General features: G+C 53.8%; 20 protein-coding genes. 5 read left to right on the forward strand and 15 right to left on the reverse strand.

Annotated elements, in window-relative coordinates; translation table 11 throughout:
- Window positions 1–76: 76 nt before the first annotated feature.
- The 10 genes from alr to plsY form a co-directional block, all read right to left on the reverse strand.
- Window positions 77–1,150 carry an alanine racemase gene (gene alr, locus HQL76_07645; protein ID MBF0109030.1) on the reverse strand — a complete coding sequence of 358 codons (1,074 nt, stop codon included), beginning with the start codon at window positions 1,148–1,150 and terminating at the stop codon, window positions 77–79.
- Window positions 1,147–2,496 (reverse strand): replicative DNA helicase, encoded by a 1,350-nt coding sequence (dnaB, locus tag HQL76_07650; protein ID MBF0109031.1) that lies wholly within the window; start codon window positions 2,494–2,496, stop codon window positions 1,147–1,149. Before dnaB ends, alr begins: the two co-directional genes overlap by 4 nt.
- Before the next feature lie 6 nt (window positions 2,497–2,502).
- On the reverse strand, window positions 2,503–3,576 hold the full coding sequence (locus HQL76_07655; protein ID MBF0109032.1) for a ParB/RepB/Spo0J family partition protein: 1,074 nt from the start codon (window positions 3,574–3,576) through the stop codon (window positions 2,503–2,505).
- Between the two features lie 2 nt (window positions 3,577–3,578).
- Window positions 3,579–4,343 carry a ParA family protein gene (locus HQL76_07660; protein ID MBF0109033.1) on the reverse strand — a complete coding sequence of 255 codons (765 nt, stop codon included), beginning with the start codon at window positions 4,341–4,343 and terminating at the stop codon, window positions 3,579–3,581.
- Entirely contained in the window at window positions 4,340–4,969 is a 630-nt protein-coding gene (rsmG, locus tag HQL76_07665; protein ID MBF0109034.1) for a 16S rRNA (guanine(527)-N(7))-methyltransferase RsmG, read from the reverse strand. Before rsmG ends, HQL76_07660 begins: the two co-directional genes overlap by 4 nt.
- 101 nt (window positions 4,970–5,070) lie before the next feature.
- Window positions 5,071–6,894 carry a tRNA uridine-5-carboxymethylaminomethyl(34) synthesis enzyme MnmG gene (gene mnmG, locus HQL76_07670; protein MBF0109035.1) on the reverse strand — a complete coding sequence of 608 codons (1,824 nt, stop codon included), beginning with the start codon at window positions 6,892–6,894 and terminating at the stop codon, window positions 5,071–5,073.
- A gap of 197 nt (window positions 6,895–7,091) precedes the next feature.
- On the reverse strand, window positions 7,092–9,455 hold the full coding sequence (gene topA / locus HQL76_07675; protein MBF0109036.1) for a type I DNA topoisomerase: 2,364 nt from the start codon (window positions 9,453–9,455) through the stop codon (window positions 7,092–7,094).
- Window positions 9,456–9,523: 68 nt separating this feature from the next.
- Window positions 9,524–10,657, reverse strand: a complete 1,134-nt coding sequence (gene dprA / locus HQL76_07680; GenBank protein MBF0109037.1) for a DNA-protecting protein DprA — start codon at window positions 10,655–10,657, stop codon at window positions 9,524–9,526.
- Window positions 10,644–11,588 (reverse strand): hypothetical protein, encoded by a 945-nt coding sequence (locus tag HQL76_07685; protein ID MBF0109038.1) that lies wholly within the window; start codon window positions 11,586–11,588, stop codon window positions 10,644–10,646. Before HQL76_07685 ends, dprA begins: the two co-directional genes overlap by 14 nt.
- Window positions 11,585–12,193: a glycerol-3-phosphate 1-O-acyltransferase PlsY gene (gene plsY / locus HQL76_07690; protein ID MBF0109039.1), complete on the reverse strand. Its 609-nt coding sequence runs from the start codon at window positions 12,191–12,193 to the stop codon at window positions 11,585–11,587. Before plsY ends, HQL76_07685 begins: the two co-directional genes overlap by 4 nt.
- Window positions 12,194–12,397: 204 nt before the next feature.
- Between plsY and HQL76_07695 the strand changes: the two genes are divergently transcribed.
- The gene (locus tag HQL76_07695; GenBank protein MBF0109040.1) at window positions 12,398–13,000 is read left to right on the forward strand and encodes a single-stranded DNA-binding protein; all 603 of its coding nucleotides are present in this window, start codon (window positions 12,398–12,400) and stop codon (window positions 12,998–13,000) included.
- 36 nt (window positions 13,001–13,036) lie between these two features.
- On the opposite strand, the gene HQL76_07700 is transcribed toward HQL76_07695, so the two are convergent.
- Together HQL76_07700 and HQL76_07705 are read right to left on the reverse strand one after the other, a co-directional pair.
- Window positions 13,037–13,717, reverse strand: coding sequence for a phosphoribosylglycinamide formyltransferase (locus HQL76_07700; GenBank protein MBF0109041.1), 681 nt, complete (start codon window positions 13,715–13,717; stop codon window positions 13,037–13,039).
- Complete coding sequence (locus HQL76_07705) at window positions 13,710–14,744, reverse strand: phosphoribosylformylglycinamidine cyclo-ligase (protein MBF0109042.1); 1,035 nt, start codon at window positions 14,742–14,744, stop codon at window positions 13,710–13,712. Before HQL76_07705 ends, HQL76_07700 begins: the two co-directional genes overlap by 8 nt.
- A 122-nt stretch (window positions 14,745–14,866) precedes the next feature.
- Here HQL76_07705 and HQL76_07710 point away from each other — a divergent pair, with 122 nt between their 5' ends.
- The 4 genes from HQL76_07710 to radC are packed head-to-tail and all read left to right on the forward strand — an operon-like array spanning window position 14,867 to window position 18,109.
- The gene (locus HQL76_07710; protein ID MBF0109043.1) at window positions 14,867–16,012 is read left to right on the forward strand and encodes a DUF2066 domain-containing protein; all 1,146 of its coding nucleotides are present in this window, start codon (window positions 14,867–14,869) and stop codon (window positions 16,010–16,012) included.
- Between the two features lie 38 nt (window positions 16,013–16,050).
- A complete protein-coding gene (locus HQL76_07715; protein MBF0109044.1) occupies window positions 16,051–16,548 on the forward strand; it encodes a CDP-alcohol phosphatidyltransferase family protein in 498 nt (165 codons plus the stop codon).
- A gap of 42 nt (window positions 16,549–16,590) precedes the next feature.
- The gene (locus HQL76_07720) at window positions 16,591–17,328 is read left to right on the forward strand and encodes a hypothetical protein (GenBank protein MBF0109045.1); all 738 of its coding nucleotides are present in this window, start codon (window positions 16,591–16,593) and stop codon (window positions 17,326–17,328) included.
- 46 nt (window positions 17,329–17,374) lie between these two features.
- The gene (gene radC / locus HQL76_07725; GenBank protein ID MBF0109046.1) at window positions 17,375–18,109 is read left to right on the forward strand and encodes a DNA repair protein RadC; all 735 of its coding nucleotides are present in this window, start codon (window positions 17,375–17,377) and stop codon (window positions 18,107–18,109) included.
- 715 nt (window positions 18,110–18,824) lie between these two features.
- On the opposite strand, the gene HQL76_07730 is transcribed toward radC, so the two are convergent.
- From HQL76_07730 to HQL76_07740, 3 genes are read right to left on the reverse strand one after another with little or no spacing between them, the layout of a single operon-like run.
- Entirely contained in the window at window positions 18,825–20,042 is a 1,218-nt protein-coding gene (locus HQL76_07730; protein ID MBF0109047.1) for a DUF4340 domain-containing protein, read from the reverse strand.
- Between the two features lie 3 nt (window positions 20,043–20,045).
- Complete coding sequence (locus HQL76_07735) at window positions 20,046–22,955, reverse strand: Gldg family protein (GenBank protein ID MBF0109048.1); 2,910 nt, start codon at window positions 22,953–22,955, stop codon at window positions 20,046–20,048.
- On the reverse strand, window positions 22,952–23,881 hold the full coding sequence (locus HQL76_07740) for an ABC transporter ATP-binding protein (GenBank protein ID MBF0109049.1): 930 nt from the start codon (window positions 23,879–23,881) through the stop codon (window positions 22,952–22,954). Before HQL76_07740 ends, HQL76_07735 begins: the two co-directional genes overlap by 4 nt.
- Between the last annotated feature and the right edge of the window lie 180 nt (window positions 23,882–24,061).

Here is a 24,061-nt window from a genome sequence, read left to right on the forward strand (position 1 = left end):
CCATCTTGGCCCATTTCGAGGCCGTTGGGAACGGGGCGGACCATACCATTAGACCCCTTTTTTCTTTCAATAATTTTTATTTTTTTCTATAGCGGCGCCTGATTCTGTTTCCCAGATTGCAAAGAATTTCATAGTTGCTTTTTTCACTCCAACAAGCGACATCTTCCGCCAAAATTTCTTCATCGCCGCAGCGACCGATCAGAATCACCCGATCCCCCACCCGCACATCTGGAATGCCCGTGACATCCACCGTCGTCATGTCCATGCTGACCCGTCCAACAATGGGGGCGCGCTGTCCCTTGATCAGGACATACCCGCGGTTGGACATCCGGGTGGAAAGGCCATCGGCATACCCCATGGCGATCACGGCGATGTGCATGCCCGCCTCGCTGCGAAAAGTCCGGGAATAACCGACCGCTTCCCCCTTCCCGATCTTCTTGACCTGAATGATCCGACTCGACAGACGCAAGGCGGGAATCAAATCCTTGTCCGTTTCCCGAAAAGGGGTTACCCCCAACAATGCCAATCCCGGACGAACCATGGCACAATGACTGTCGGAAAAAATCATGGTGGCGGCACTGTTGGCCATGGACACCTCATGACAATCCGCCACCTCCTTGACCCGCCGCAATTGCCGATCCATCTCCTCCTCGTCCTCGTCGTTGGCGGAACTGAAATGGCTGAAAACCCCCCTGAGACGAATGTTCCCGGCCTCGCGCAATTGCCGAAGTATTTTTTTTCGTTTTTTGTTGATCCCCAGACGATTCATTCCGGTATCGATCTTGAGATAACAATCGAGTTTTCCCTTCCATTGCAACAGATGGGGAATGATCGTCGGTTCGAAGACCACCGGGGTCAACCGATGGTCCTGAATATCTTTCAAGGCTTCGACACACAATCCGGAAAGCAGTATGATTTCAATGGACCCATTCAGGCGGCGCAACGCCAGACCTTCCTCGACGCTCGCCACACAAACCGTCCGCAATCCCGGAAGGACCTTCACGATCGCCTCGATCCCCAGACCATAGGCATCCGCCTTCAAGACCGGGGCGATTCGCACCCCCTCCCCGGCCCGATGTTGCAGCAGCAGATAATTTTGCCTGATGGCATCCAGATCGATCCGCAGACAGGCACGACGATAATTTTTCATGGATTGAATTCCCTGTCTTCCAGGTTGTCGAAACGGGTAAATTTGTTGACAAACGCCAACTTGACGATTCCAACCGGTCCGTTGCGATGTTTGGCGATGATCACTTCTCCCAATCCCTGAAGACTGGGATCATCTTTTTTGTAGTATTCCTCGCGATGGATGAACATGACCACGTCGGCATCCTGTTCGATGGAACCCGATTCGCGCAAATCCGACAGGATTGGTTTTTTATCGGGACGGTCCTCGACCTTGCGCGACAATTGCGACAGGGCGAGTACGGGAATATTGATTTCCTTGGCGATCCGTTTCAATCCCTGGGAAATGTTCGTGATCTCCTGCACCCGGTTTTCCATCCCCTCCTCGCCGCGCATCAATTGCAGATAATCCAGGACGATCAATTGAATGTTGCGTTCTTTTTTCAGTCGGCGCGCCCGCGCCAACAGGGCATGGATCGACAGGGCGGGTGTATCGTCGATGTAGATGGCGGTTTTGGACAGACGATCGGCGGTGGAAGTCAGTTTTTCGTACTCTTCATCCCTGAGCATGCCCGAACGCAGATTGTGGGCATCGATGCGACCGACCGACGAGATCATCCGCGAGACAATCTGTTCCCGGGACATCTCCAGCGAGAAGATCCCCACCGGACAGTCCCCCGACATGGCGGCATTGACGGCAATATTGATGGCAAAGGCCGTTTTTCCCATCGAAGGGCGACCCGCCAGGATCAACAGATCCGAGGGTTGCATCCCCGAGAGCATCTGATCCAGACGGGTAAACCCCGTGGTCACCCCGGTGACCCCCTTGCGCTCCGACATCAGCCGTTCCACCTTGGCGATGAACGGCATGAGGATCGATTTCATGGTGCCGTAGCTGGATTGCCTTGACTTGAACTGATCACCGACATTGAAGACACGGCCCTCGACTTCATCGAGAAACGAATTGATGTCAACCTTTTCGGCAAGAATTTTTTCGTTGATCTCCTTGAGTTCGTCGGTCAGAAAACGAAGAATTCTTTTTTCTTTCAGGATTTTGATATAGGAACCGATATTGTACGAGGAGGGGGCCGATTCGATCAGGCTCAGGATGTAGAGTTTCAGTTCTTTTTCCGCCTCCCCGGTGCGTCCCATTCGCGCCACGAGGGTCACCGCATCGACAAAACTTTCCTTTTCGATGGCCTGAAATATTTCCCGATAGAGTTCCTGGTTCAAGGGGACGAAAAAGTCGTCAGCGGTCAATTCGCCGGTGATGGTGTCAAAATTGGTGTTGTCCATCAGCAACGAACCGAGCACCGATTTTTCGACACTCAGCGAAAACAGGCGTTCCAGCCGCGCATCCTGTTCATCCATGGTTCATCATCCGGAAATGGTCACATTTTGCAGCGCATCGACGAGGCGTTGCAGGGTTTCATCGTCGTCGCACTCGAAAACGACCCTCCGTTTTCCTCCCGACCTTTGGAACGTCATCCGTATGCCAAACCGGCGACCAAGATGATCCAACGATGCGACATAGGGAGGTGGTGACGTCATGGCATCGGCATCCGGCAGTTGCAATGGAGGTAGTTCCTCGACGACGGATGCTGGTGGTGCAATGGTTGCCTGTTCCAGGGGTTTATGATCGGAAGATTCCGGATCGGAGGATTCGGAAACGAAAGATTCAAGGTCGGGAGTGTCGGAACCGGAACCTTCAGGATCGGGGGGGGATGCGGCGGAAATGATCGCCCCATCGGCAACGGGCGCCAATGATTCCGTCGTTTTGCCACCCATCAATCGTTCGACCTCGCGTACCGAAAGATTTTCCCGAATGATTCTGGCGACGGTTTCTTCGAGAAACGGTTCGTCATCGATCCGGGCGATCAAGGCCCGGGCGTGTCCGGCGCTGATCCGCCCCTCTTCAAGATGTTGCAGAATCGAGGGTGGAAGTTTCAAAATACGCAGAATGTTGCTTACCGCCATACGGCTTTTTCCCACCGAATCACCGATCTGCTTGTGGGAATAATTGTATTCGTTGACCAGGCGTTCAAAAGCGCGGGCCAATTCCACCGGGTTGAGGTCTTCCCGTTGTATGTTTTCCAGCAGGGAGATTTCCAGGGTTTCGGCATCGTTCAAATCCTTCTCGATGACGGGAATCTCGCGCAGGCCGGCGATCCGGGCGGCACGCCAGCGGCGTTCGCCGGCGATGATCTGATGGGTCCCGTCCGCCAGTTTGCGCACGAGTACCGGTTGCAACATCCCTTTTTCCTTCAGGGAGTTGGCCAGTTCGAGCAATTTTTCTTCATCGAAAAAGCGGCGCGGTTGATTCATGTTGGGACTGATGCGGTCGATGGGAAGGGTTGATGGTTCCCGCGTCCGTCCAAGCCCCATTCCCATCCCTTCCTCTCCCAGAAGGGAACCCAAACCACGTCCCAATCGACTTGAAGGTGCCGTCATCGTCATCCCCTGTTCGTCGCGATCAGATGCAACGCGATGTCCTTGAACTGTCTGGAGGCCACCCCCCAGGGGTTGTAACAAACCCCCGGTTTGAAATGGCTCGGCGCCATGTTGACCTGATGATCATAATCGATGGTCCAGGCAGCCACGGGTTGCGCCAGCCGATTCTTGAATTCCGTGATGAACGCTTTTTTTTCCTCGGATCCATCAAACATGTTGAACAAAATGGCCTCCAGGGAAATGGTTTTGCCAAAATGATGGTTGATCCGTTCGATGGTATCCCGGGTTTGGACAAAACCTTCGATGGAAAAAAATTCGCATTGCACGGGAACGATCACCCCGTCGCAGGCGACGAGGGCATTGAGGGTCAGGAGTCCCAGGGAGGGGGGACAGTCGAACAAAACAAACTCGAACCCATCCCTATGGGACGCCAGGGCCTGTTGCAACACCTGTTCGCGACGCGGGTGGCCGACCAGTTCGATTTCCGCCCCCACCAGATCGGTGTCGGCCATGATGAACTGGAACCAGGGGACATGAATCGTCCGCAAGACCGAGGGGAAGGATTGCGCTCCCGACAACAGGTGATAGATGGTCCCAAGGCCCTGATCCTTGCCGACTCCGAGGGTGGTGGTGGCATTGCCCTGGGGATCCAGGTCCACCAACAATGTTTTGGCTCCCGCCGCCGCCAGGCAGACGGCAAGATTGACGGCGCAGGTCGTTTTTCCGACCCCCCCTTTGCGATTGATCACCGCAAGCGTTCGGCTCAAGGGCATTTCCCCTTTTTTCTGGTCAAGGCGATGATTCGATTGCCCGTCATGACCTCCTCGTACAGGATTTTCGGTGGTTCATAGGAGGCGGAGATTTGATCCTGCAAAAATTTCTCCTGTTCCAGGGCATGATTTTTTCCCTTGAAGGTCAGATAGGTCCCTCCAGGGGCCAACAAGGGGAGCGCCTCGTTCGCACCAAGGATCAAATCGCCAAGACCGCGACTGATGACGGTATCGAATTCCATCGGGATCACCCGGGCCGCCTGGCCGGCCGTTCCGTGAAAGGTCGCAACATTTTTCAATCCGATCAGGGCGATGACATGGTTGAGAAATCGTATCCGCTTCTTGCGGGGTTCGATCAGACGAAGATGTTCGATTCCCTGGGCCAACAGGGCCACCACCATTCCCGGCAAACCTGCTCCCGAGCCGATGTCGGCCAGGTATTTTGTGGCATGAAGATGCTCCAGGAGGAGTGCGCCATCGCGAAAGTGCCGGTCATAAAGGGTTTCCCGGGTGCATGGGCCGATCAGGTTATAGGTTTTCGACCATTGCAGCAACTCCCCGGCATAAAGGTCCAAACGCCTGCACGTTTCGGGGTCAAAACGATGATGAGGAAATCTTTCCATGGCGTGGGAAACAATATTCAAAACCAAAACCCTGGGGGCAATCCCCCGTCATTCCCTGCTACGGCGGGAACCCCTTTTTTTTCAATAACTATTCATGAGTTTCAACGTTTCAGGCGCAAATGGATCAACAGATTGGAGATGGCGGCACTCGTCATTCCGGGAATTCGTTCCGCCTGTCCCAAGGTTTCCGGTTGAACCCGGTTCAATTTTTCCCGGACTTCCGTGGACAATCCCGCCACCTGCCACCAATCCATGCCCCTGGGTATCCGAATCGCATCCAGACGCCGATCCTGCCGCAAACTTTCCTTCACTTTTTCCCAATAGCCACCATAATGACAATCATTCATCACAAACGCCCGCACGTCGCCTGGAATATCTCCCAAACCGAATTCTTCCAGCAGCGATTCCTTGTCGCAATCCGCCACCGCCAACCATTGCAGTCCTGTCTTGCGCCCTCCTCCCGCCACCGGGCGTTCCGACAGTGTTTCCAGGCGTTGTCGTACCTTTTGAATCATTTCCTGTTTGGCATTGAAGCGTTGCCAACGCTCTTCATCCACCAGACCCAAACGTCGCCCCAGGGGGGTCAAACGCTCATCGGCATTGTCAGGCCGCAACAGGATGCGCGCTTCGGCGCGGGAAGTAAACATGCGGTAGGGTTCGTCCACGCCGCGCGTGACAAGATCATCGATCATCACGCCGATGTAGGAGGATTTGCGATCGAGCACCACCGGATCGCGACCACCCAGCCTGAGCCAGGCATTGATGCCCGCCATCAATCCCTGGGCTGCCGCCTCCTCATAACCGGTTGTACCGTTGATTTGTCCCGCGGTAAACAATCCGCCGATCCCCTTGACCTCCAACGACGGATAAAGGCTCATGGGATTGAGGGCGTCGTACTCGATCGCATAGCCAGGACGGGTAAAGCGTGCCTGTTCCAAACCGGGAATGGAATGAACCACGGCCTTTTGAACTGCCAGGGGGAGGCTCGTGGAAATACCGTTGGGGTAGATTTCCGGGGAATCCAATCCTTCGGGTTCGAGGAACAGGGTATGTTCCGACCGATCGGGAAATTTGTTGATCTTGTCTTCGATCGAAGGGCAATAGCGCGGGCCGATTCCCTGGATCTGACCGTTGAACAATGGCGCCTGATCGATATTGTCGCGAATGATCCGTGCCGTTTGCGCCGTCGTCCGCGTCAGATGGCACCGGGTCTGTGGCAAAAAAGGGACCTTGTGCAGAAACGAAAACATTTCCGGCAAATGGTCGCCCTCCTGCGGTTCGGTCCGGGTCCAGTCGATGGAGGCGGCATGCAACCGGGGTGGGGTTCCGGTTTTCAGCCGCATCATATCCAGACCCATGGCGCGAAGATGTTGGCTCAGGGCATTGCTTGGGGCGTCCCCCAGGCGACCGCTGTCAAACTGGTGGCTTCCGATATGGGCCTTGCCTGCCAGAAACGTCCCGGTTGTCAGAACCACTGCCCGGGCCGTGAATTCCAATCCCTGGGTCAAGGCGACTCCGGCAACTTCTCCACCCTGACCCGGAAGAATTCGCGCCACCTCTCCCTGAAACAGGGAAAGCCATTGAAGTTTTCCCAGTATTCCCAGGGCGTTGCGACGATAGAATCCCTTGTCCATCTGGCCGCGGTGTCCACGCACCGCCGGTCCTTTGCGCCGGTTCAGGAGACGAAAATGGATTGCCGAGCGATCGGCGATGGTGGCCATGATCCCTCCCATGGCGTCGATTTCGCGGACGATATGTCCCTTGCCGATGCCACCGATGGCGGGATTGCAGGAGAGGGCGCCGATGGTATCGATGTTTTGGGTGATCAGCAGGGTATGGGCGCCAAGACGGGCAGCGGCATGTGCCGCCTCGATTCCCGCGTGACCGCCGCCGACCACAATGATTTCAAAATCACCGAAGCTCATGGTTCATCGAAGTACGGGTTCAATGATTGAAAGAAAAAAGGGGTCTAATGGTATGGTCCGCCCCGTTCCCAACGGCCTCGAAATGGGCCAAGATGGATTTCAGTCAACCATCAAACAGAGAACGGAGCGAACCATACCATTAGACCCCTTTTTTCTTTCAATAGTCTCGATCCGGGGAAGTACCTTTTTTCTTTCACTTATGAAAGCTCGGAATCACTCTCCGGAGTTTCCTGTTTTTCCCGATAATCACACCCTTCACGAACACACAAATGTTCGACACCCCAACGTTTGGTGATTTTCTCGGTCACGAATGGAGCGGCACATCTGGGACAGGGAATGGCGATCGGCTTGTTCCACAAGGCATTTTTGCATTCCGGATAGGCGGAACAGGAATAAAAAATCTTGCCACGGCGCGATTTTTTCTCCAGAAACTGCCCCTTTCCACACAAAGGACAGGTCACCCCGGTAGATTTTGGTTTTTCCAGCGGCTGGTTGTTGCGACACTCGGGATAGCCGCTGCACGCCAGAAACTTGCCGAACCGCCCCTCCTTGATCAACATGGGTTTGCCGCATTTTTCACATTTTTCCTGCGAAACCTCCGGCTCCGCCCGAACCTCGTCGCTGGCGCCGTCTTTTTTGATGTTGCGCGTAAAACGACACTCGGGATAATTGGAGCAGGCGAAAAACTTGCCAAACCGCCCCAGTTTGATCAACAAAGGCTGGGAACACTCAGGACAGGTTTCATTGGTGGTCTCCGAGGTGAAATCGGCACGGCTGGTGGTTTTTTCCTTGTCCTGAACCTGGACGATGAACGGATTCCAAAAACTTTTAAGAAGTGGCACCCACTCCTTTTCGCCCCTGGAGATGGCATCCAGATCGTCTTCAAGATGGGCCGTGAAATGAAAATCGACATAGCGGTTGAAATGTTCCACCAGAAACCGATTGACCACCATGCCGACATCCTCGGGAAAAAACTTTTTGCTCTCCAAACGGACATAACCGCGATCCTGAAGCGTCGTCATGGTCGGAGCATAGGTCGAGGGACGCCCAATGCCATAGCTTTCCAGGGCCTTGACGAGGGTCGCTTCGGTATAGCGTGGCGGGGGTTCGGTGAAGTGTTGCAGGGGTTCGATGCGCTGCATCGACAAGGTTTCCCCTTTTTCGAGGGGCGGCAACATGCCCCGGTCCTCTTCCTCCTCGTTGCGGTCCTGGGCCGACACTTCATCGCGTCCCTCCAGGTAGACCTTCATGTACCCGGGAAAACGAACCGAGGAACCGGTAGCGCGAAACCGATACGGGGCCTCGGGAGAGGAAGAACCAACCGACAGGGTTGCCGCGACATTGTCGATTTCAGCATCGGCCATCTGACAGGCCACGGTCCGTTTCCAGATCAATTCGTAGAGACGAAACAGATCTTTTTCCAGTGAATGACGCAGCTTGTCCGGAGACAGGGCAGGATTGGTAGGCCGGATCGCTTCATGGGCCTCCTGGGCATTTTTTGTCGAAGATTTGAATTTTCGTTCCGACTTGGGAAGAAATTCGCGACCAAAACGTTTTCCGACCACCTCGCGAAGCGCAGTCACCGCCTCCTGGGCCAGATTGACCGAATCGGTCCTCATGTAGGTAATCAGGCCGTAGGTATCGGCAACGCCAAGCGATTCTTCCTTGATCTCGACTCCCTCGTACAATTTTTGCGCACAGACCATTGTTTTTTTCGCCGAAAACCCGAGCTTGCGTGACGCTTCCTGTTGCAGGGTCGAAGTGATGAAGGGGGGAGAAGGTTTGCGACGGGATTGCTTCTTTTCCAGTTCCGCGACCGTCACATCCTGTCCGGCGATGGCCCGGACAATCGCTTCGGCCTGTTCCTTGTCGGCGATGTCGAACTTGTCAAGTTTGATCCCCTGAGCCACCTGCAATCGGGCGGGAAAGGGATGGACATCCCGGGTCCCCTTTTTGGCGACCTGTGCCTCGATGCTCCAGTATTCCCGCGTTTGAAATGCCTGAATTTCCGCTTCACGCTCGCAAACCAGGCGCAGGGCAACCGATTGCACCCGTCCCGCCGACAGGCCACGGCGCACCTTTTTCCACAAGAGGGGACTCAGATTGAACCCGACCAGATAATCCAAGGCCCGACGCGCCTGCTGGGCATTGACCAGATTCATGTCCACGTCGCGGGCATTGGCGATCGCTTCTTCGATGGCCCGCCGGGTGATTTCATGAAAGACGACCCGCTTGACCGCCTTGTTTTTCAAGCCGATCTTTTTTTCCCTGAAGACCTCGAGGACATGCCACGAAATGGCCTCTCCTTCGCGATCAGGGTCGGTGGCCAGCAATATTTCCTCGGCATCCTTGACCTCCTTGACCAGGGCGGTCACATGCTTGCCCGATTGCTTGACGACCTCGTAATGCATGAAAAAATCGTTTTCCGGATCCACCGAACCGGTTTTCCTGGGCAGATCGCGGATATGGCCGTAGGTTGCGACCACGGAATAATCCTGTCCCAGGAATTTGTTGATGGTTTTGGCCTTGGCAGGCGATTCGACAATGACTACGGAACGCATGGTACAATCGACTCGAACCGATTGGTTGAAGGTTGACGGGTGATCACTCTCAAGCGGATCGGACCCGTTCAGGACGTTGTGTCATGCGTTGCGGTATTTTGCAAGGCGAACCAGTTTCCCGGAAGGCGAATCACGATTCCCGCCAGTTCCAGTTGCAAAAGGATGCTGGATAGCGCCGCGACTGTCAAATGACTCTTTCGGGCCAGTTCATCCGCCTGAACCGGTCCGGCGCTCAGACTTTGGAGCAATCGGCCCATGGAACCGTCCGGATCCAGTGTCATGGGATGTTGCGGTTCCCCGCCGCTTGCCGCAACCGGCCATTTCATTTCCAGGAGGATGTCCCTGGCATCCTCGACCAGGCCGGCGCCTTCGCGCAGAAGACGGTTGCTCCCCTTGCAGCGCCAATCCCCTGCCACCCCGGGAATGGCGAACACTTCCCGTCCCTGTTCCAATGCCAGACGGGAGGTGATCAACGCCCCCGATTTTTCACCCGCTTCCACAACGACGACGCCATGTGTCAGACCACTGATGATTCGATTGCGCGCGGGAAAGCGAAAAGGTTCGGGTTTGGTACCCAGAGGCGCCTCGGTGATGAGGGCCCCCTGGGCGATGATGGTCTGGGCCAGTTGATGATTGGCCGCGGGATAACAGATATCGAGCCCGACCGCGGTCACGGCGATGGTCGTTCCCCCGCCATCGAGCGCCCCGCGATGGGCAGCGGAATCGACCCCCAACGCCAGGCCGCTGACAATGGCAACCCCGGCCTGCGCCAGGGACCGGGATAACCGGTAGGCCATGTCCAAGGCCTGGGGGCTTGCCCGGCGGGATCCGACCACAGCCATCATGCGCGGCGCGATCAGGGTTGACGGATCGCCACGTATGTAGAGAACAGGGGGTGGGTCGTGAATCTGGGCCAACAGGTGGGGATAATCGTCATCACCCAGGGTTGTGATTCTGGCCCCGATCCGCTGCAACCAGTGCAGTTGATCGGCGACCGGTTCGGCGGGAATCTTCCGGCGAAAGCCAAGAAGGTTCTCCAGCAAATGCGGTTTGATCCCCGGTATGGCGCGATATTCCGGTTCGCTGGCCTGGACCACCGCCTGGGGATGACCAAAATAACCCAATAATTTTCTGATGCCTACCGGCCCCAGACCGGGAATCTGGATCAAACGCAACCAATCGATCAGATCATGGGTTTTCATGCCATTCCCGCGACACGAACCGCGTCCCGACCCGGTCACCTTTTTCGACAACATCATTGGAACGGATGATCAAGGCCAGAGAGACCTGGGCAGCGATACGAAAAAGAACAACCTCGGCCACCGGACGCGAATCGATGCGAAAATCCTGAACGGCGGAATCGTGCTCCGTTTCATGCAACGACATCGATGGCCGTGTTCGATGAACCGGGAGGATCAATCCGGGAAAAACCCGGTCTTTCGTCCCCAATCCGACCGCCACGACCTGGCCCTCTCCTCCAATATTCAAGTTATTTTCAATATGAAGGATGGGTCCCGATCCATTGAAACCAGGATCCGATTCAAGTTTCAGGGAAGTTTTTTCGTTGAGAAAGGAATCGACCCGGTCACCAGCCATTATTTCCTTGAAGGCCCTGACCACGACCGCGATCGATCCCTCCGGGCCCGTTTCGATGATTTCGACGATTCCCAACGTTTCCGAAATCCGTCCCAGAATTCGCCCATCTTCGGGATCGCGCAGGATCTCTCCCGGTCGATGGACCGTCAGCAGATCGCCACTCCGAAACCGGTCCGAGGCCTCGATGACCAGACGTTGACCGACCGAAGCGGTTTCCTTTTCGACGATGCCGACGATCCGATGATTCTTCGGGGCTGGTTCATCCAGGATCCAGTTTCCCTTGAAAAGCTGGAGTTCGAGGGCGGATTGGATCGTTTGCAGCTGGGGGTCGGGATCGACGACCGCGGGGCGCGTGACGATTTCCGGTTTCAAGACGACACGCGGCAAATTTTTTCCGGGATGTCTCGTTCCGTCGGCCCCGGAAGTGATTCCCGGCAGGACGAAAAGGACAAGGAAACCAAGAAAGGCACATCCTTTGAAGTGTCCCGTGGCGCGACCGACCGGGAACATGGAACACCAGTTCTTGCGGTCACTCATGAAGTTTGCCCTTTTTTTCCGATCCGGGGTTCGGTTCCATGGAGCAATCGGCTTATATTTTCCCGATGGCGCCAAAAAATCGCCGGCGTCACGATCAGAGATACCATCAAAGCCTCGGGTTTGTCCAAAACATATTCCAGGATGGGGAGGACCATGAAAGCGATCAGGGCGGCGAGCGAGGAAAATTTCATGACTGCCGCCACCACCAACCAGGTCAAGAGGATGCTCACACCCGCCACGGGAGTCCATGCCAGAAAAATTCCCAATGCCGTGGCAACCCCCTTGCCTCCGGAAAACCCCAGATAGATTGGATAAAGATGTCCCGCGAATGCAGCCAGAGCCAATGCGGGGACCAGGCCTGGAATTGGCGGAAAAAGATGAATGCCGATCGCCACCGCCACGCCCCCCTTGGCCATGTCCAGGAGCAATGCCAGAAAGGCCGCCTTTTTTCCGGTGGTACGCAGCACATTGGTGGCGCCAATGTTGCCGCTACCCTGTTTGCGAATGTCTCCCGAGCCGAACAACCATCCCATCAACAGTCCAAACGGGATGGAACCCAACAGGTACGCACTTGCAACAAGCATTCCATGGGGCCAGATATTCATGAAAATCCTGATCGGTTGGTGTTTTTCTCGATACTTCCGGGAATGCGTCACCACGGATGGAGACGGGCATGGTGAAAGATGCAATGTGCCGTCAAGGCTTCTTTTTCTTCTTGTTGTTTTCTGTTACAAGGAGATGGTTCGGGTTTGCTCGTCGCACGCCAGGTCTCATGGCACACCCAATCACCCCTTGATGAGGATTTTGGCATGTCTCGATCCTTAAACAGAGTCCAATTGATCGGTCATCTGGGCGCCGATCCCGAAATGCGTGCCACCCAGGATGGAAAAGCGGTTGCCAATCTGAGAATTGCCACCTCGGATACCTGGAATGATGTCCAAGGTCAAAGGCAGGAACGGACTGAATGGCATCGTGTGGTTGTCTTCGGTCGAACCGCCGAAGTGGTCCAGCAATATTTGCGCAAGGGTTCACAAGTTTTCATTGAAGGAAAGCTGCAAACACGCAAATGGACCGACAAACAGGGGATGGAACGTTATACCACGGAAATCGTCGCCGGGAACCTTGGCAGTCAGATGATCATGTTGGGTGGTGGTGGCAATCGCGGTCAAGGTTCCTATTCGTCGGGATATTCCAACGCCCCCGCGCCGCAGGATCCTTTTGCGGGTGGCCCTGCCCCGTTCGATGCGAATGATTTTGGCCCTCCACCTGGAGGTTTTGGCGCGGCGCCATCTTCCGAACCAATTCCTGCCCGCGCCCCGTCTTTTGGAACCTCCGTGGGAAAATCGAGCGCCCCTGTCCAAAGTCCCGCAGCAGGAAACATTCCCAGTTTCGACGACGACATTCCCTTTTGATCGTTGTAGAAGCGAAAATTCGTCCAATATAACCGATCAGGCGGGTGGTGGATGAATCCACCCCTTCTCGCCTGCCAGGACCATTTCCCGATCCTGTTCCGGACCCGGGGTCATTTCCACCCTGCCATCGATCAACCGTAATTTTTTCTGGGCAAACCAGCGCACTGCAAGGGGATAGATGCGGTGTTCCTGCCTCAGGATTCGGTCCGACAGGGTGTTTACATCATCGTCGGGAAGAATGGGCACCACCGCCTGGATCACGATGGGACCGGTATCGACGCCATCATCGACAAAGTGAACGGTGGCCCCGGAAAATCGGGTGCCCGATTCCAAAGCCCTTTTTTGTACGTGCAAGCCGGGAAAGGCGGGCAGGAGGGCGGGATGGATGTTGAGAACGCGCCCTGAAAACTGGTGTACAAACCATGGGGAAAGAATGCGCATGAATCCGGCGAGACAGACCAGTCCGACGGCGTGTCGTGTCAAGAGTTCCGCCAGGGTTTTTTCAAAGGATTCCCGTCCACCGAATTGATCATGATCGACCACAAAAGCGGGGATCCCGGCCTTGCGTGCCCGTTCCAAGGCATGGACCTCTTTTTTGTTGCTGACGACGACCGCAACCCGCGCCGGAATGAATCCGCTGGCACAACCATCGATAATGGCTTGCAGGTTGGATCCACCACCCGAAACCAGGACTCCGATATTCAATAAATCAGTCAAGGAACACCACCCTTTCCATCCCCTCCCCTGTCGATGGTTCGATGGTACCGATTTTCCAGCAGGTTTCGCCCATCCCGTGCAACAGAGTCACCGTCCTTGACGAAAATTCCGGAGCGACTGCCAGGATCATGCCGACGCCACAATTGAAGGTGTGCAACATTTCCGCCTCGGCAATATGGCCCAATTGCTGCAGGTAGTTAAAGATTCCTGGCCGCGACCAGGATTTTTTATCGATGAAGGCGGTGACACCTGGTGGCAGGATTCGGGGAATGTTTTCCTGAAATCCTCCTCCGGTAACATGGACGATCCCTTTGACGGGGACTTCTTTCAACAATTGCAGCAGAGGTTTGACGTATATTCGGGTTGGCGTCATCAATACCTTGGCCAAAGTCTGTCCTTCGAACGAGGCATCCAATCCAGGGCCGTTTTCGGACAGAATCAGGCGGCGAATCAAGGAGTAACCATTGGAATGAGGTCCCGAAGAGGCCAAGGCGACCAGGTGGTCTCCGGGTCGTATGTCATGACCATCGATGATGGCATCTTTTTCCACCATGCCAACGGCAAATCCGGCAAGATCAAATTCACCATCGGGATAGAAATCGGGCATTTCCGCGGTTTCACCGCCGATCAAGGCGCAACCCGCCATGAGGCATCCCTTGGCGATTCCTTCGATCACGGTGGCTGCTTTTTCCGGTTCCAGTTTTCCTGTAGCGAAATAATCGAGAAAAAACCAAGGTTCTGCCCCCTGGACGATCAGATCGTTGACCGACATTGCGACCAGATCGATACCCACGGTATCCAAAGCGCCCGTAAGAAAGGCAAGTTTCAATTTGGTTCCGACGCCATCGGTGGAAGAAACCAATACCGGATCACGATAGCGCGACCATTGAGGGTGAAACAGGGCGCCAAATCCACCCAGATCGGAGCGAACCTCGGGACGTCTTGTTGCCGTGACCGCCTTGCGAATCAGGGAGACGACGCGGTTTCCCGCATCGATATCGACGCCGGCATCTTTATAGGTGGTCATAAGGGATCGCTTTCGCAGGTTTTCATGTGATCGCAGGGAAAAAATTTGGTAGCTTTCAAGCCATGTCACATTAAACGTTCAACGGATTGGATCGGCATTGGAACCGGAAGGGAATATACCCCATGGCTTGTCACGTCAAGTTTTTGAATTATCGGAATGTTTGTTTCCTTGTCCTCTTTTTTTCGGGATTGTTCCTGTTTCCCGTTTCCACGATTTTCGCCCAGAATGGAGATTCATTTTATGTAGTCAAGGGAATCATTGTACATGTTCCCCAGGGAAACGATCCGGCGAAAAACAGCAGTGCCATCGGCTTGCTGGAAGCGCAAAAAATTGCCTTCAAACTTTTGCTGGAAAAAATGTTGTCGGCTCGGGAGCGCAAGGATCGCCATTTATTTATCAAGGAAGTTCAGCGAAACATCAAGGATTTGCTTTCACGATCGATCATTGTGTCGGAGCGCCGTACCACCCGCGACCTGGAATTGACGGTCACGATTCATTTTGATGAAAAGAAGATTCGAGAAGTATTTTCGACTGCGGGTGTTTCGATCTGTCAAACCTCCTATCCATCCACGTTATTGTTGTTCGAGGAAAGGTCCATTGCTGCACCGTATTACAAATCGTTGACACAGGCTTTTGAAAGGGCTGGCCATCAGTATGGCATTGAAATGGTGCAACCTTTGCGAGATGTCGAAGACCTGGCGACCCTTGCCTTGTCGGAAAATCCCGCGCACTTCAATGAATTCAATCGTTGGGCCAGTGGAAGGTACAAAACGGTCAAAACCTGGAAGATTTCCGTGGAAGAGGAAGATGGTTCGGAATCGCGGAAAGGTGAGAATGGTCCATGGATCCGGCTGAAGGTGGTGGAAATTGGTGATGATGAAGTAACATATTATTTTACAAGGTTTACTGAACCGAAGAATGATGAAAAAAATTCCGTGAAGGGAAAAAAATGGAATGAGAAGATTTTGCTCCTGGCGCAACGGATCATTGATCCGTGGATTGTATCCCATATCATGGAGCCTGGAGACAATGATCATATTGACATTTCGGTCATCAATTCCAACAATCTGGATACCCTGGATGAATTGATCGAACGAATGAAATCACTTTCGGGGGTGGACAGTGTATCGTTTCTGGAAATGAGCAGCACCGATGTCAAACTCAGGTTGGAATATCAAGGAAGTGAAGCGGAGGTCAAAAAAGGGTTGGAAGCCCTTGGAGCCAGTGATCAAGGTGAGGGATTGGACATGATCATCAATCTGCCATGAATCTACCGAACATACTTTCATTCATCCGAATTTTTTCCGTGCCCCTGTTTATTTGGTTGGTACTCAACAATCAAATACACTGGGGTCTTTTTTTATTTGTCATGGCGGGAGTCACCGATGCCCTGGATGGATACATCGCCAAAAAATATGGAAAAATAACCGAACTTGGAAAAATTCTTGACCCATTGGCGGATAAAATTCTGTTGACTTCAAGTTTTGTGACCTTGAATGTCACTGGTTTGATTCCATTATGGCTTACCTTGATTGTCGTCACCAGGGATTTGTTGATCATTGCCGGGGCGATGGTATTTCAAGTTTTGACTGGATCTTTAAAAATGGAACCATTGACGATCAGCAAGGTCAATACGGTCATGCAGATTATTCTCATTGCCGTTGTCATGGGAAACGAAATCATTCCTGTCTGGACAGGTATCAGGAATTTTCTCTTCCTGACCGTCATGGTAACAACCATTTCCTCCGGATTCATTTACATTTTCCTTTGGACGAGGAAAGCTGTCGAGAGGGAAAATTCTTGAATTTAGACAGACGACAAAGAATTCATTGATAAAGAAACGGCCATGTTTGATACTGAAGGTGAGCAGCTCTTTCTTTTGTTCAACTTTATTCCGGATGATCATTTTGGAAATTTTCTTGTGGAAGGCAAAAACAAAGTCGCTCTTGATTCTGTAATTCAATTTATCGATGATACGGACAATCCAGGTGCAATGGTTGTGGTTGGTGAAACAGGGACTGGGAAGACGCATTTATTACGTGCGGCGATTCGTCGATGGAATGACCGTTCAGAAAATGGAATCTGTTTTCATTGTTCCGAATTGATTGAAAAAATGGCTGTCCGTCAAGAAAAGGAAATTGATTTTGGAAGGCTGAATCAATTATTGAATCATCGCATGATTTCCCTGGATGGTTTGGAGGAATTGGATCAAAACGAATTGGGTCAGGAAATGATTCTTTATTTTTTCAATCTTTTTCTTGACCATGGGGGCAAGCTGTTATTCGCATCGCGAATTCATCCTGTTTCCATGAAAAGGTTGCGACCTGAATTGCGCAGCAGACTGCTTTGGGGAAATATTGTTGAATTGTCACCGATTAATGATCAATTTCTTGGGCGAATCATGAAAAAAATTGGCCTTGATCGAAGTATTGATCTTTCTGACGATCTGGTCAACTATCTTGTATTAAGGTTGCCGCGATCGGTTGCAGCTTATGCCAAGGCTATTGAAGTTTTAGACTGGCAAAGTTCGAAAATGTCGCGCAATATTTCCATTCCACTGGCAAAGGAACTGTTCCAACTGTGATTAATTTATTTGATGCACCTTTTGGAAGGCTCATGAGGTGTTTCACGTGAAACCTCCTTCCCCTCCTTTTTCCGACAAACCAGCACCTTTTGACAGCTCTCTCCATGAAGGCCATCGCCAGCGTCTTTTGAATCGCTTGGTCAATGAAGGAATTGAAAGTTTTCACGATCATGAGGTTTTGGAACTGTTACTCTTTTTTTCCATTCCAAGGAAAGACACGAATAAAATCGCCCATTTGCTTATTAATCGCTATGGCAGTCTTTCCCATGTTCTTGATGCCGATTTTGCTTTATTGAAACAAGAATATGGCATTGGTGAAAAAAGTGCCTATCTACTCTCCGCTTTGCCCCCTATTTTCCGAAGATATTCTTTGGATAAGCTGAACAAGTCAAATGCGCCACTTCGAGACCCTGAATCTTCAGTCCGTTTTGTCCAGCCCATTCTTGCAACTCGATCCGAAGAGGTATTTTTACTTGTCGCTTTGGATAATCAATGTCGGGTTCTTTCAAGCAACATTGTTTCCGAAGGGACGGTCAAACAGGCGTTCGTTTACCCCAGACATGTTGTCAAGGAGGCGTTGAAGGTCAATGCCAGCAATGTTATTTTTGCCCACAACCACCCTTCGGGAAATGCCAATCCTTCCAAAGCGGATGTCAAATTGACTGATTTACTGGTTACGGTTTTTCATGCGATGGACATTAAAGTTCTGGATCACATCATTGTCGCCAAGGATGAACATTTCAGTTTTGCCAAGGAAGGGATGCTCGCTTCTTCTTCTTGACTGGGGATTCATCATTTTTCATTTATAGGGAATTATAGAAGAAGAAGTGTCTGTGAATTGTGGATTTTTTTCGTATTATGTTGATTATAAATGTAAATTTCATTCAATCTCGTTTGGAGAAACATTGAATCATTTTTTTGACAGGATCAATCTTTCAACTTTTTCCCTGATCCTTGTTCAATTTTGTACAAATTGTTGAAAAAAGGTAACTGCCCAGGTACTCTCTTGGTTCAATTATTGAAAGAAAAAAGGGGTCTGGGGGATTGCCCCCAGGGTTTTGATTTTGTTTTTGACTTTGTTTTGGACTTTGTTTTTTACGCGCTATTTCACCCGAAGCGGTTTCTCGCATGGTTTTTGCGAGAAACCGCGCAGGCGCGCGCTTTGGTCTGTCTTTCTTCGCGTTTTTTGCGAAGAAGGACAGACGCATTGCCGGTTGTAAGGCCTGAAAACTTGCAATGCGTCCCGATCTTTTCGCAAAAACCGCGAAAAGATCGGGACCAAGGCGCGCGCCTACGCAAGATTCCCGCAAAAACCACGCGGGAATCTTGCTTCGGGTGAAAGGGCGCGTGGAAAAACAAAATCAAAAACAAAGTCAAAACCCTGGGGGCAATCCCCCAGACCCCTTTTTTCTTTCAATAATTGAACCCAGAGGGTACCTGGGCCGTTACCTGTTTTGTAATGAACCTATGCGCCCATGCGGACGATTCCACGCCGTTCATCGTGTTGGTGTCTCGGATCCCTTTTCGGGCGAGATGGCGGGGGGAGAACCATCCGGCGCAACACTCGTGGAAGCCCCTGAGGTCGTGGACGGATCCGGGGTAGGAGCGGGTGAAGATTCACCGGAGTGGGCAGGACCTTTTTCATCATTTTGTGCCGCGTCAGGGACCGTCATATGTTGGGGATTGGCGGCGGATCCGGCCTCGGGCGGTGTCGCGGCGGCAGGTCGGTTCGGAGATGTGATCAGGGTTTCCTTGAGCGGTTTTTTCAGAAACAGTTCGCCTACGTATCCCGCGATACGAAAAACTTCCTCCCTCGTCGTGGATTGAATCAGGTACAGGTTTTTCTTTTCGACCCGCGCCACCTTGAGGACCGTCTTCGATCCATTTTTCCGCTTGATGGATAATTCCAGCGTCGATTGTTTCAGTGCCTCTTTTCCTTCGGGGTCGAGCGTTTCCAGACCATCGATGCGCAACTGGGCGAGTGTGCGCGCCAGGCGTGCCAGTTCTTCCTGGTTGGGGGTCTCTCCCTGTCCGAGTGGCGCGATGTTCCATGAAATTTCTTTTTTCTGGCCTTCTTCCTTCTTTTCTCCGGCCTTGCCGTCCTTGTTCGCGGTTTCCGCCGCGGCCACGGGGGTGATGGTCCGTCCAGCCACTTCGATGGTTTCGATCTCCTCCGTGGTTATGGCCAGAATATCCTTGTCGATCCAGTCATCGATCTTGACCGGGGCCTGATGATTGGCGAAAGCGACCGTCCGGATGGCGTCGGATCCTTCCACCCGGGCCTGGACCAGTCTCATGCCTGGGGAGGTCCCGAAATAGAGGGTCGCCTTGGGTTGGCCCTTTTGCGAAAGGACAATCTTGCGCTCAAATTCCTTCTCGGCCACCTTGAACCGTCCCTGGGCCGTGGCCGAGGTGGCCACGGGCAATCCCTGTTTCAATGCTCCCAGGCTTTCAAGGAGGTTTTCGACCAGGTGTGCGTTGGCCGGGAAATCCTTTTGCTCCGGAAGAACCCAACGTCCCTCCTTTTGCGCCAGAACGACCGTTTCCCCTTCGCCGCCCTGAATGGAGACGCCATCGATTTCGCTCTTCTTGAAGGAAGCGAACGGCATATCGGGGGTCTGGTTTTCCAGATCGGGGCCTGAAAAGGCCAGGGCAATGGCCAGAGCCAGTTGCAGGCCAAGAAGGATGGACAACAGACGAATGATCTTTTCCATGGCTCACACCTCCGCCAGCAGCGACTGGTAACGTGATTGTTCCCTCATCCTGGCCCCGCGCCGCCAGAACCAGACAATCGCCAGTCCGAGAAAGGCCAGGCCATAATGGACATATTCAAGAACCATCCGTTCCGACTCCTCCATCTGTTCCAGGGTCCGGCTGAAGTGTCCCCGGGAACGAATGCCGAGCAGATCGCGGTCCTCCAGGGACCAGTCAACTGCATTTTGTATCAGTTCCAAAGGTTTGGAATAGATCGTCCCCATCCCCTGGGAGGCCAGATCCAGGATGTTGTCCTCGGCGAATCCCTGACTCGAAATCAGGATGATGCGCGCCGACTCCCCCGACTTTTCGATGACTCCGGAAAATCTTTGTTTCTCGTCTTCTTTTTTCTCATCCGGTTTTTTCTCGGCAGTGGCCGGATCCAGGGTGGCGTTCGGGTTTGTCGGGTCCTTGGCCGGGTTCTCTTTCTTCAGGAGGGGGGATGGCTTGCCCTTGAAAAAGGAGTCGAAGCGCCCTTCGACGAGGGTGGCGATGACCCGGGATTTGGGTTCATCGGTAGTGGAGAAACCCAATTCGGGAAACATCTTGTAGTTGGGGATGACCTCCAGGGAATCGGAGGTCCATGAATGAGGTGAGGTCTTGAGCAGTTCGATCACCGAACGATTCTTGTTCTTTTCCGGATCGACAAGGATGGGTGCGGGCCAGTTGACCGTCAATTGTCCCAGACCGGAGGTGATGGGGGTGTGTTCGTTGAGTCCTCCCCGGCGAATGTCGGCAAAATAGCCGTAGGGCATCATCCGGACCTCCTGGACGGTGATTGGTCCCAGTTGGCGTTGCACCGGGATGGGCAGGGCATCGTTCTGGGCATCGAGGATCATCGTTTCTTCCAGGGTGATCCCGTGGTGGGCCAGCCAATCCTTGAGACCGGTATCGACCTTGGAAGCGGTCAGGGTTCGTCCGACATCGACATCGAAGGGAGCGGCAGTCATGATGACGCTTCCGCCCCGCATCAGGAACTGGTCGATGGCAAATACCTGTTCTTCCTTGAGGGCGCTGGGCGCGAGGACCATCAGCAGGTCGGTATCCTCGGGCACCGCGCCTGTGGTCAGGTCGTTTTCGACCACCCGGGCATTTTCGCCGAGAAACTCCTTGATGCGCGTGTATTCCTTGCCCGGCATTCCCGGATTGAAGGATCGTTCGGGCACCACGAGGGTTACCGTCTTGAGAAATCCGGGGGCGAGTCGTTTGATGGCCGCCTCGATCGATTTTTCGATGGCCTGCCGGGTCAACTCCTGCGGCAGCGGGACCGGAATGGCCTCCGTTCCCGCTTCGATGACCATGTAGAACCAAAACGGTTTGGGATCCAGAAGGCTTGCGATCTGAGGTCCGAAACCAAACCGTTTTTCCAGTTCCTGGCCCAACCGTCCACCATCCGCTTCGGGATTTTTGAATTGGCTCGAAAACCGTTTGCCCGATTTTTTTTCGAGTTCTTCCAGAACGTTTGTCAATACCGCCTTGAATTCGATCAGGCTTTTCGGCAGTCCCGCATCATCGGACATGTACCCCGAGAAGGTGATGTCGCGATTGATCGATTCAAAGGGATTGCCCCCTCCCTGGAAGGCGGTCATCGTTTTGCGAATGGCCCCGGTGATGGCGTACTCCGGGTTTTTCAAATCGACATCGAGGTCCTGTTCGTTGCCCGCCTTGATTTCGATGAGGTCGCGATAACCGAGGACTTCATACTGGTCGCCATAGGCGATGACGATGTCGAAATAGGCGTTGACCACCGACGCCTGATGGCGATTGGCCATCTGGAAGGGAACGGGACGGATGCCATAACGGGAAGCGGCCTCTTCCTCCAGTGCCGAATCCTCCTGGGGATCGACGAATTCGACCCGAATCCGGTTGTTTCCCGCCACGGCGTATTCTTCGAGAAGGTCCTTGAGTCTTGGGACCAGGGGGGCGAGAAGCGGATGGGTCTTGGCGGAAAAATAACCGCGAATCAGGAGGGGTTCGTGCAACCGTTGCAGATAGCTGCCCGTGGCGGGGGAAAGGGAGTAGATGGATCCCTGGGTGATGTCGGCGCGGGCCCAGCCGATGGAGGTCAACCACAGATTGCCCGCGATCAGATTGGCCAGTGCCAGGAGGGTCGCCAGACCCCAATGGCGATGGCGGATTGTCGGTGGATTTCCCGCCCAGCGAAGTTTTTCGAGGGAATACAGATTCAGGATCAGAAAGACGCCGACGATCGAAAGGTAATAGTACAGATCGCGAAAATCCAGAACGCCGCGGGTGATGGATTCGAACCGCGATCCGGTCCCGAGGAGGACCAGGATGTTGGCGATGGAATGACCGAAAAGATTGGTCAGGGTCGGCGAGCCGATAAAATAGAACGCGCTGCACATAAGCATCGTCATGATGAGGGCGACGATGGGATTGTCGGTGCGGGTGCTCATGTACAGGCCGATGCTGACGTAGGCGGAGGCGAGAAACAGAGTGGCCAGATAACCGCCCAGGACTGGACCCGGATCCAGGGGACCGATGAGGGCGATCGTCAGGGGAAGCGGCAGGGTCAGGGCCAGGGCGACGCCGACCAGTCCCATCGCCGCGGCGAATTTACCCAGGATCAGGGAAATCGGAGCGGTGGGGCTGGTCAGGAGGGTTTCCAGGGAACCGGAGCGCCGCTCTTCCGACCAGGAACGCATGGTCAGGGCGGCAACGAGAAAAATCAGCAGAATGGGCATCCAGGAGAACAGGGGACGGACATCGGCGATGTTGCGGGCAAAAAAGGTTTCCACCCAGAAAAAGACGAACAGCGTGATGGCAAGAAAGGCCCCCAGAAAGAGCAGTGCCGCCGGAGAGGCGAAGAACAGGGAAAATTCCTTGCGTGCGATCCGTTGAAATTCCTTCATTTCATCCCTCCCGCCGTTTCGCGAATGGCATTGGCCTCGGCAAACACCGTTTCCAGGTCCCGACGTTGTGGTTGCAGGGCATACAGGGGAATATTGTTTTCGGCCAGGGTCCGGGCCACTCTGGGGGCGGTGTCGAAGGAGGCATCGAGGATGTAGCTTGAACGTTCCCCGGTGGGGGTGGCGATTCGTTCGACCGAGGTGACTCCAGGGATGGCGCCGAGAAGCGACTGTCCTTCCCGGTCGATGGTGACCAGGAGTCGGGATTCGGACTCCAGGGCATCGAGGCGGGCATCGACGGCCAGGCGTCCCGAACGAAGAATCAGCACCCGGGCGCAAACGGCCTGAACCTCCTGGAGAATGTGGGTCGAAACGATGATGGTCGCCTCCCGGGCCAACTCGCCGATGAGGGTGCGCATTTGGCGAATCTGGGTCGGATCGAGGCCATTGGTTGGTTCGTCGAGGATGATGATTCGGGGATGGTGGAGAATCGCCTGGGCGACGCCGACCCTTTGACGATACCCTCGGGAGAGGGTGTGAATCGGGGCGAGCGCCTTTTCCTTGAGACCGGTGCGGGCGATGGTCTCTCGCAACGCCCTGGGGCGATCATCGTCGGCGAGGCCGTGGAGCGTCGCCTGGAAGTCGAGAAAATCGATGACCGTCATCTCGGGCCAGATGGGACAGTTTTCGGGCAGATAACCGATCCTTTTCTGGATTTCCCGTGTCGATGGCCCGATTTCCAGGCCGTCGATGACGATGCGGCCCGACGTCGGTTCGAGAAAACCGGTGATCATCCGCATGATGGTCGTTTTTCCCGCCCCGTTGTGTCCCAGGAGACCGACCACCTCGCCGCGCTCAATATGAAAGGATACGTCATCCACCACGGCCAGCTCGCCGTAGCGTCGGGTCAACCCTTTGACATCGATCACGTTGCCTCCTCCCTTGTCTTGACTGAAAATGAAGAAATGCACAACCCTTCCCGCGCCCGAACCGGTCGAGAGTTAAACATTCGATCGTCTCTGCGCAAGGGGTCAGGGAAAGATTTTTGGTAACGATTCCGGTTCCCCGAGTTTGGTTTCAAATTATTGAAAGAAAAAAAGGGGGTCCCG

It is taken from the genome of Magnetococcales bacterium, assembly GCA_015228815.1.
Lineage (GTDB): Bacteria > Pseudomonadota > Magnetococcia > Magnetococcales > UBA8363 > UBA8363.

Bases quoted from the DNA above. Each gene is read 5' to 3' on its own strand.
- alr (MBF0109030.1), bottom strand. From the start codon at position 1,150: ATGAAAAATTATCGTCGTGCCTGTCTGCGGATCGATCTGGATGCCATC.
- dnaB (MBF0109031.1), bottom strand. From the start codon at position 2,496: ATGGATGAACAGGATGCGCGGCTGGAACGCCTGTTTTCGCTGAGTGTC.
- HQL76_07655 (MBF0109032.1), bottom strand. From the start codon at position 3,576: ATGACGGCACCTTCAAGTCGATTGGGACGTGGTTTGGGTTCCCTTCTG.
- rsmG (MBF0109034.1), bottom strand. From the start codon at position 4,969: ATGGAAAGATTTCCTCATCATCGTTTTGACCCCGAAACGTGCAGGCGT.
- mnmG (MBF0109035.1), bottom strand. From the start codon at position 6,894: ATGAGCTTCGGTGATTTTGAAATCATTGTGGTCGGCGGCGGTCACGCG.
- topA (MBF0109036.1), bottom strand. From the start codon at position 9,455: ATGCGTTCCGTAGTCATTGTCGAATCGCCTGCCAAGGCCAAAACCATC.
- dprA (MBF0109037.1), bottom strand. From the start codon at position 10,657: ATGAAAACCCATGATCTGATCGATTGGTTGCGTTTGATCCAGATTCCC.
- HQL76_07685 (MBF0109038.1), bottom strand. From the start codon at position 11,588: ATGAGTGACCGCAAGAACTGGTGTTCCATGTTCCCGGTCGGTCGCGCC.
- plsY (MBF0109039.1), bottom strand. From the start codon at position 12,193: ATGAATATCTGGCCCCATGGAATGCTTGTTGCAAGTGCGTACCTGTTG.
- HQL76_07695 (MBF0109040.1), top strand. From the start codon at position 12,398: ATGTCTCGATCCTTAAACAGAGTCCAATTGATCGGTCATCTGGGCGCC.
- HQL76_07705 (MBF0109042.1), bottom strand. From the start codon at position 14,744: ATGACCACCTATAAAGATGCCGGCGTCGATATCGATGCGGGAAACCGC.
- HQL76_07710 (MBF0109043.1), top strand. From the start codon at position 14,867: ATGGCTTGTCACGTCAAGTTTTTGAATTATCGGAATGTTTGTTTCCTT.
- HQL76_07720 (MBF0109045.1), top strand. From the start codon at position 16,591: ATGTTTGATACTGAAGGTGAGCAGCTCTTTCTTTTGTTCAACTTTATT.
- HQL76_07730 (MBF0109047.1), bottom strand. From the start codon at position 20,042: ATGGAAAAGATCATTCGTCTGTTGTCCATCCTTCTTGGCCTGCAACTG.
- HQL76_07735 (MBF0109048.1), bottom strand. From the start codon at position 22,955: ATGAAGGAATTTCAACGGATCGCACGCAAGGAATTTTCCCTGTTCTTC.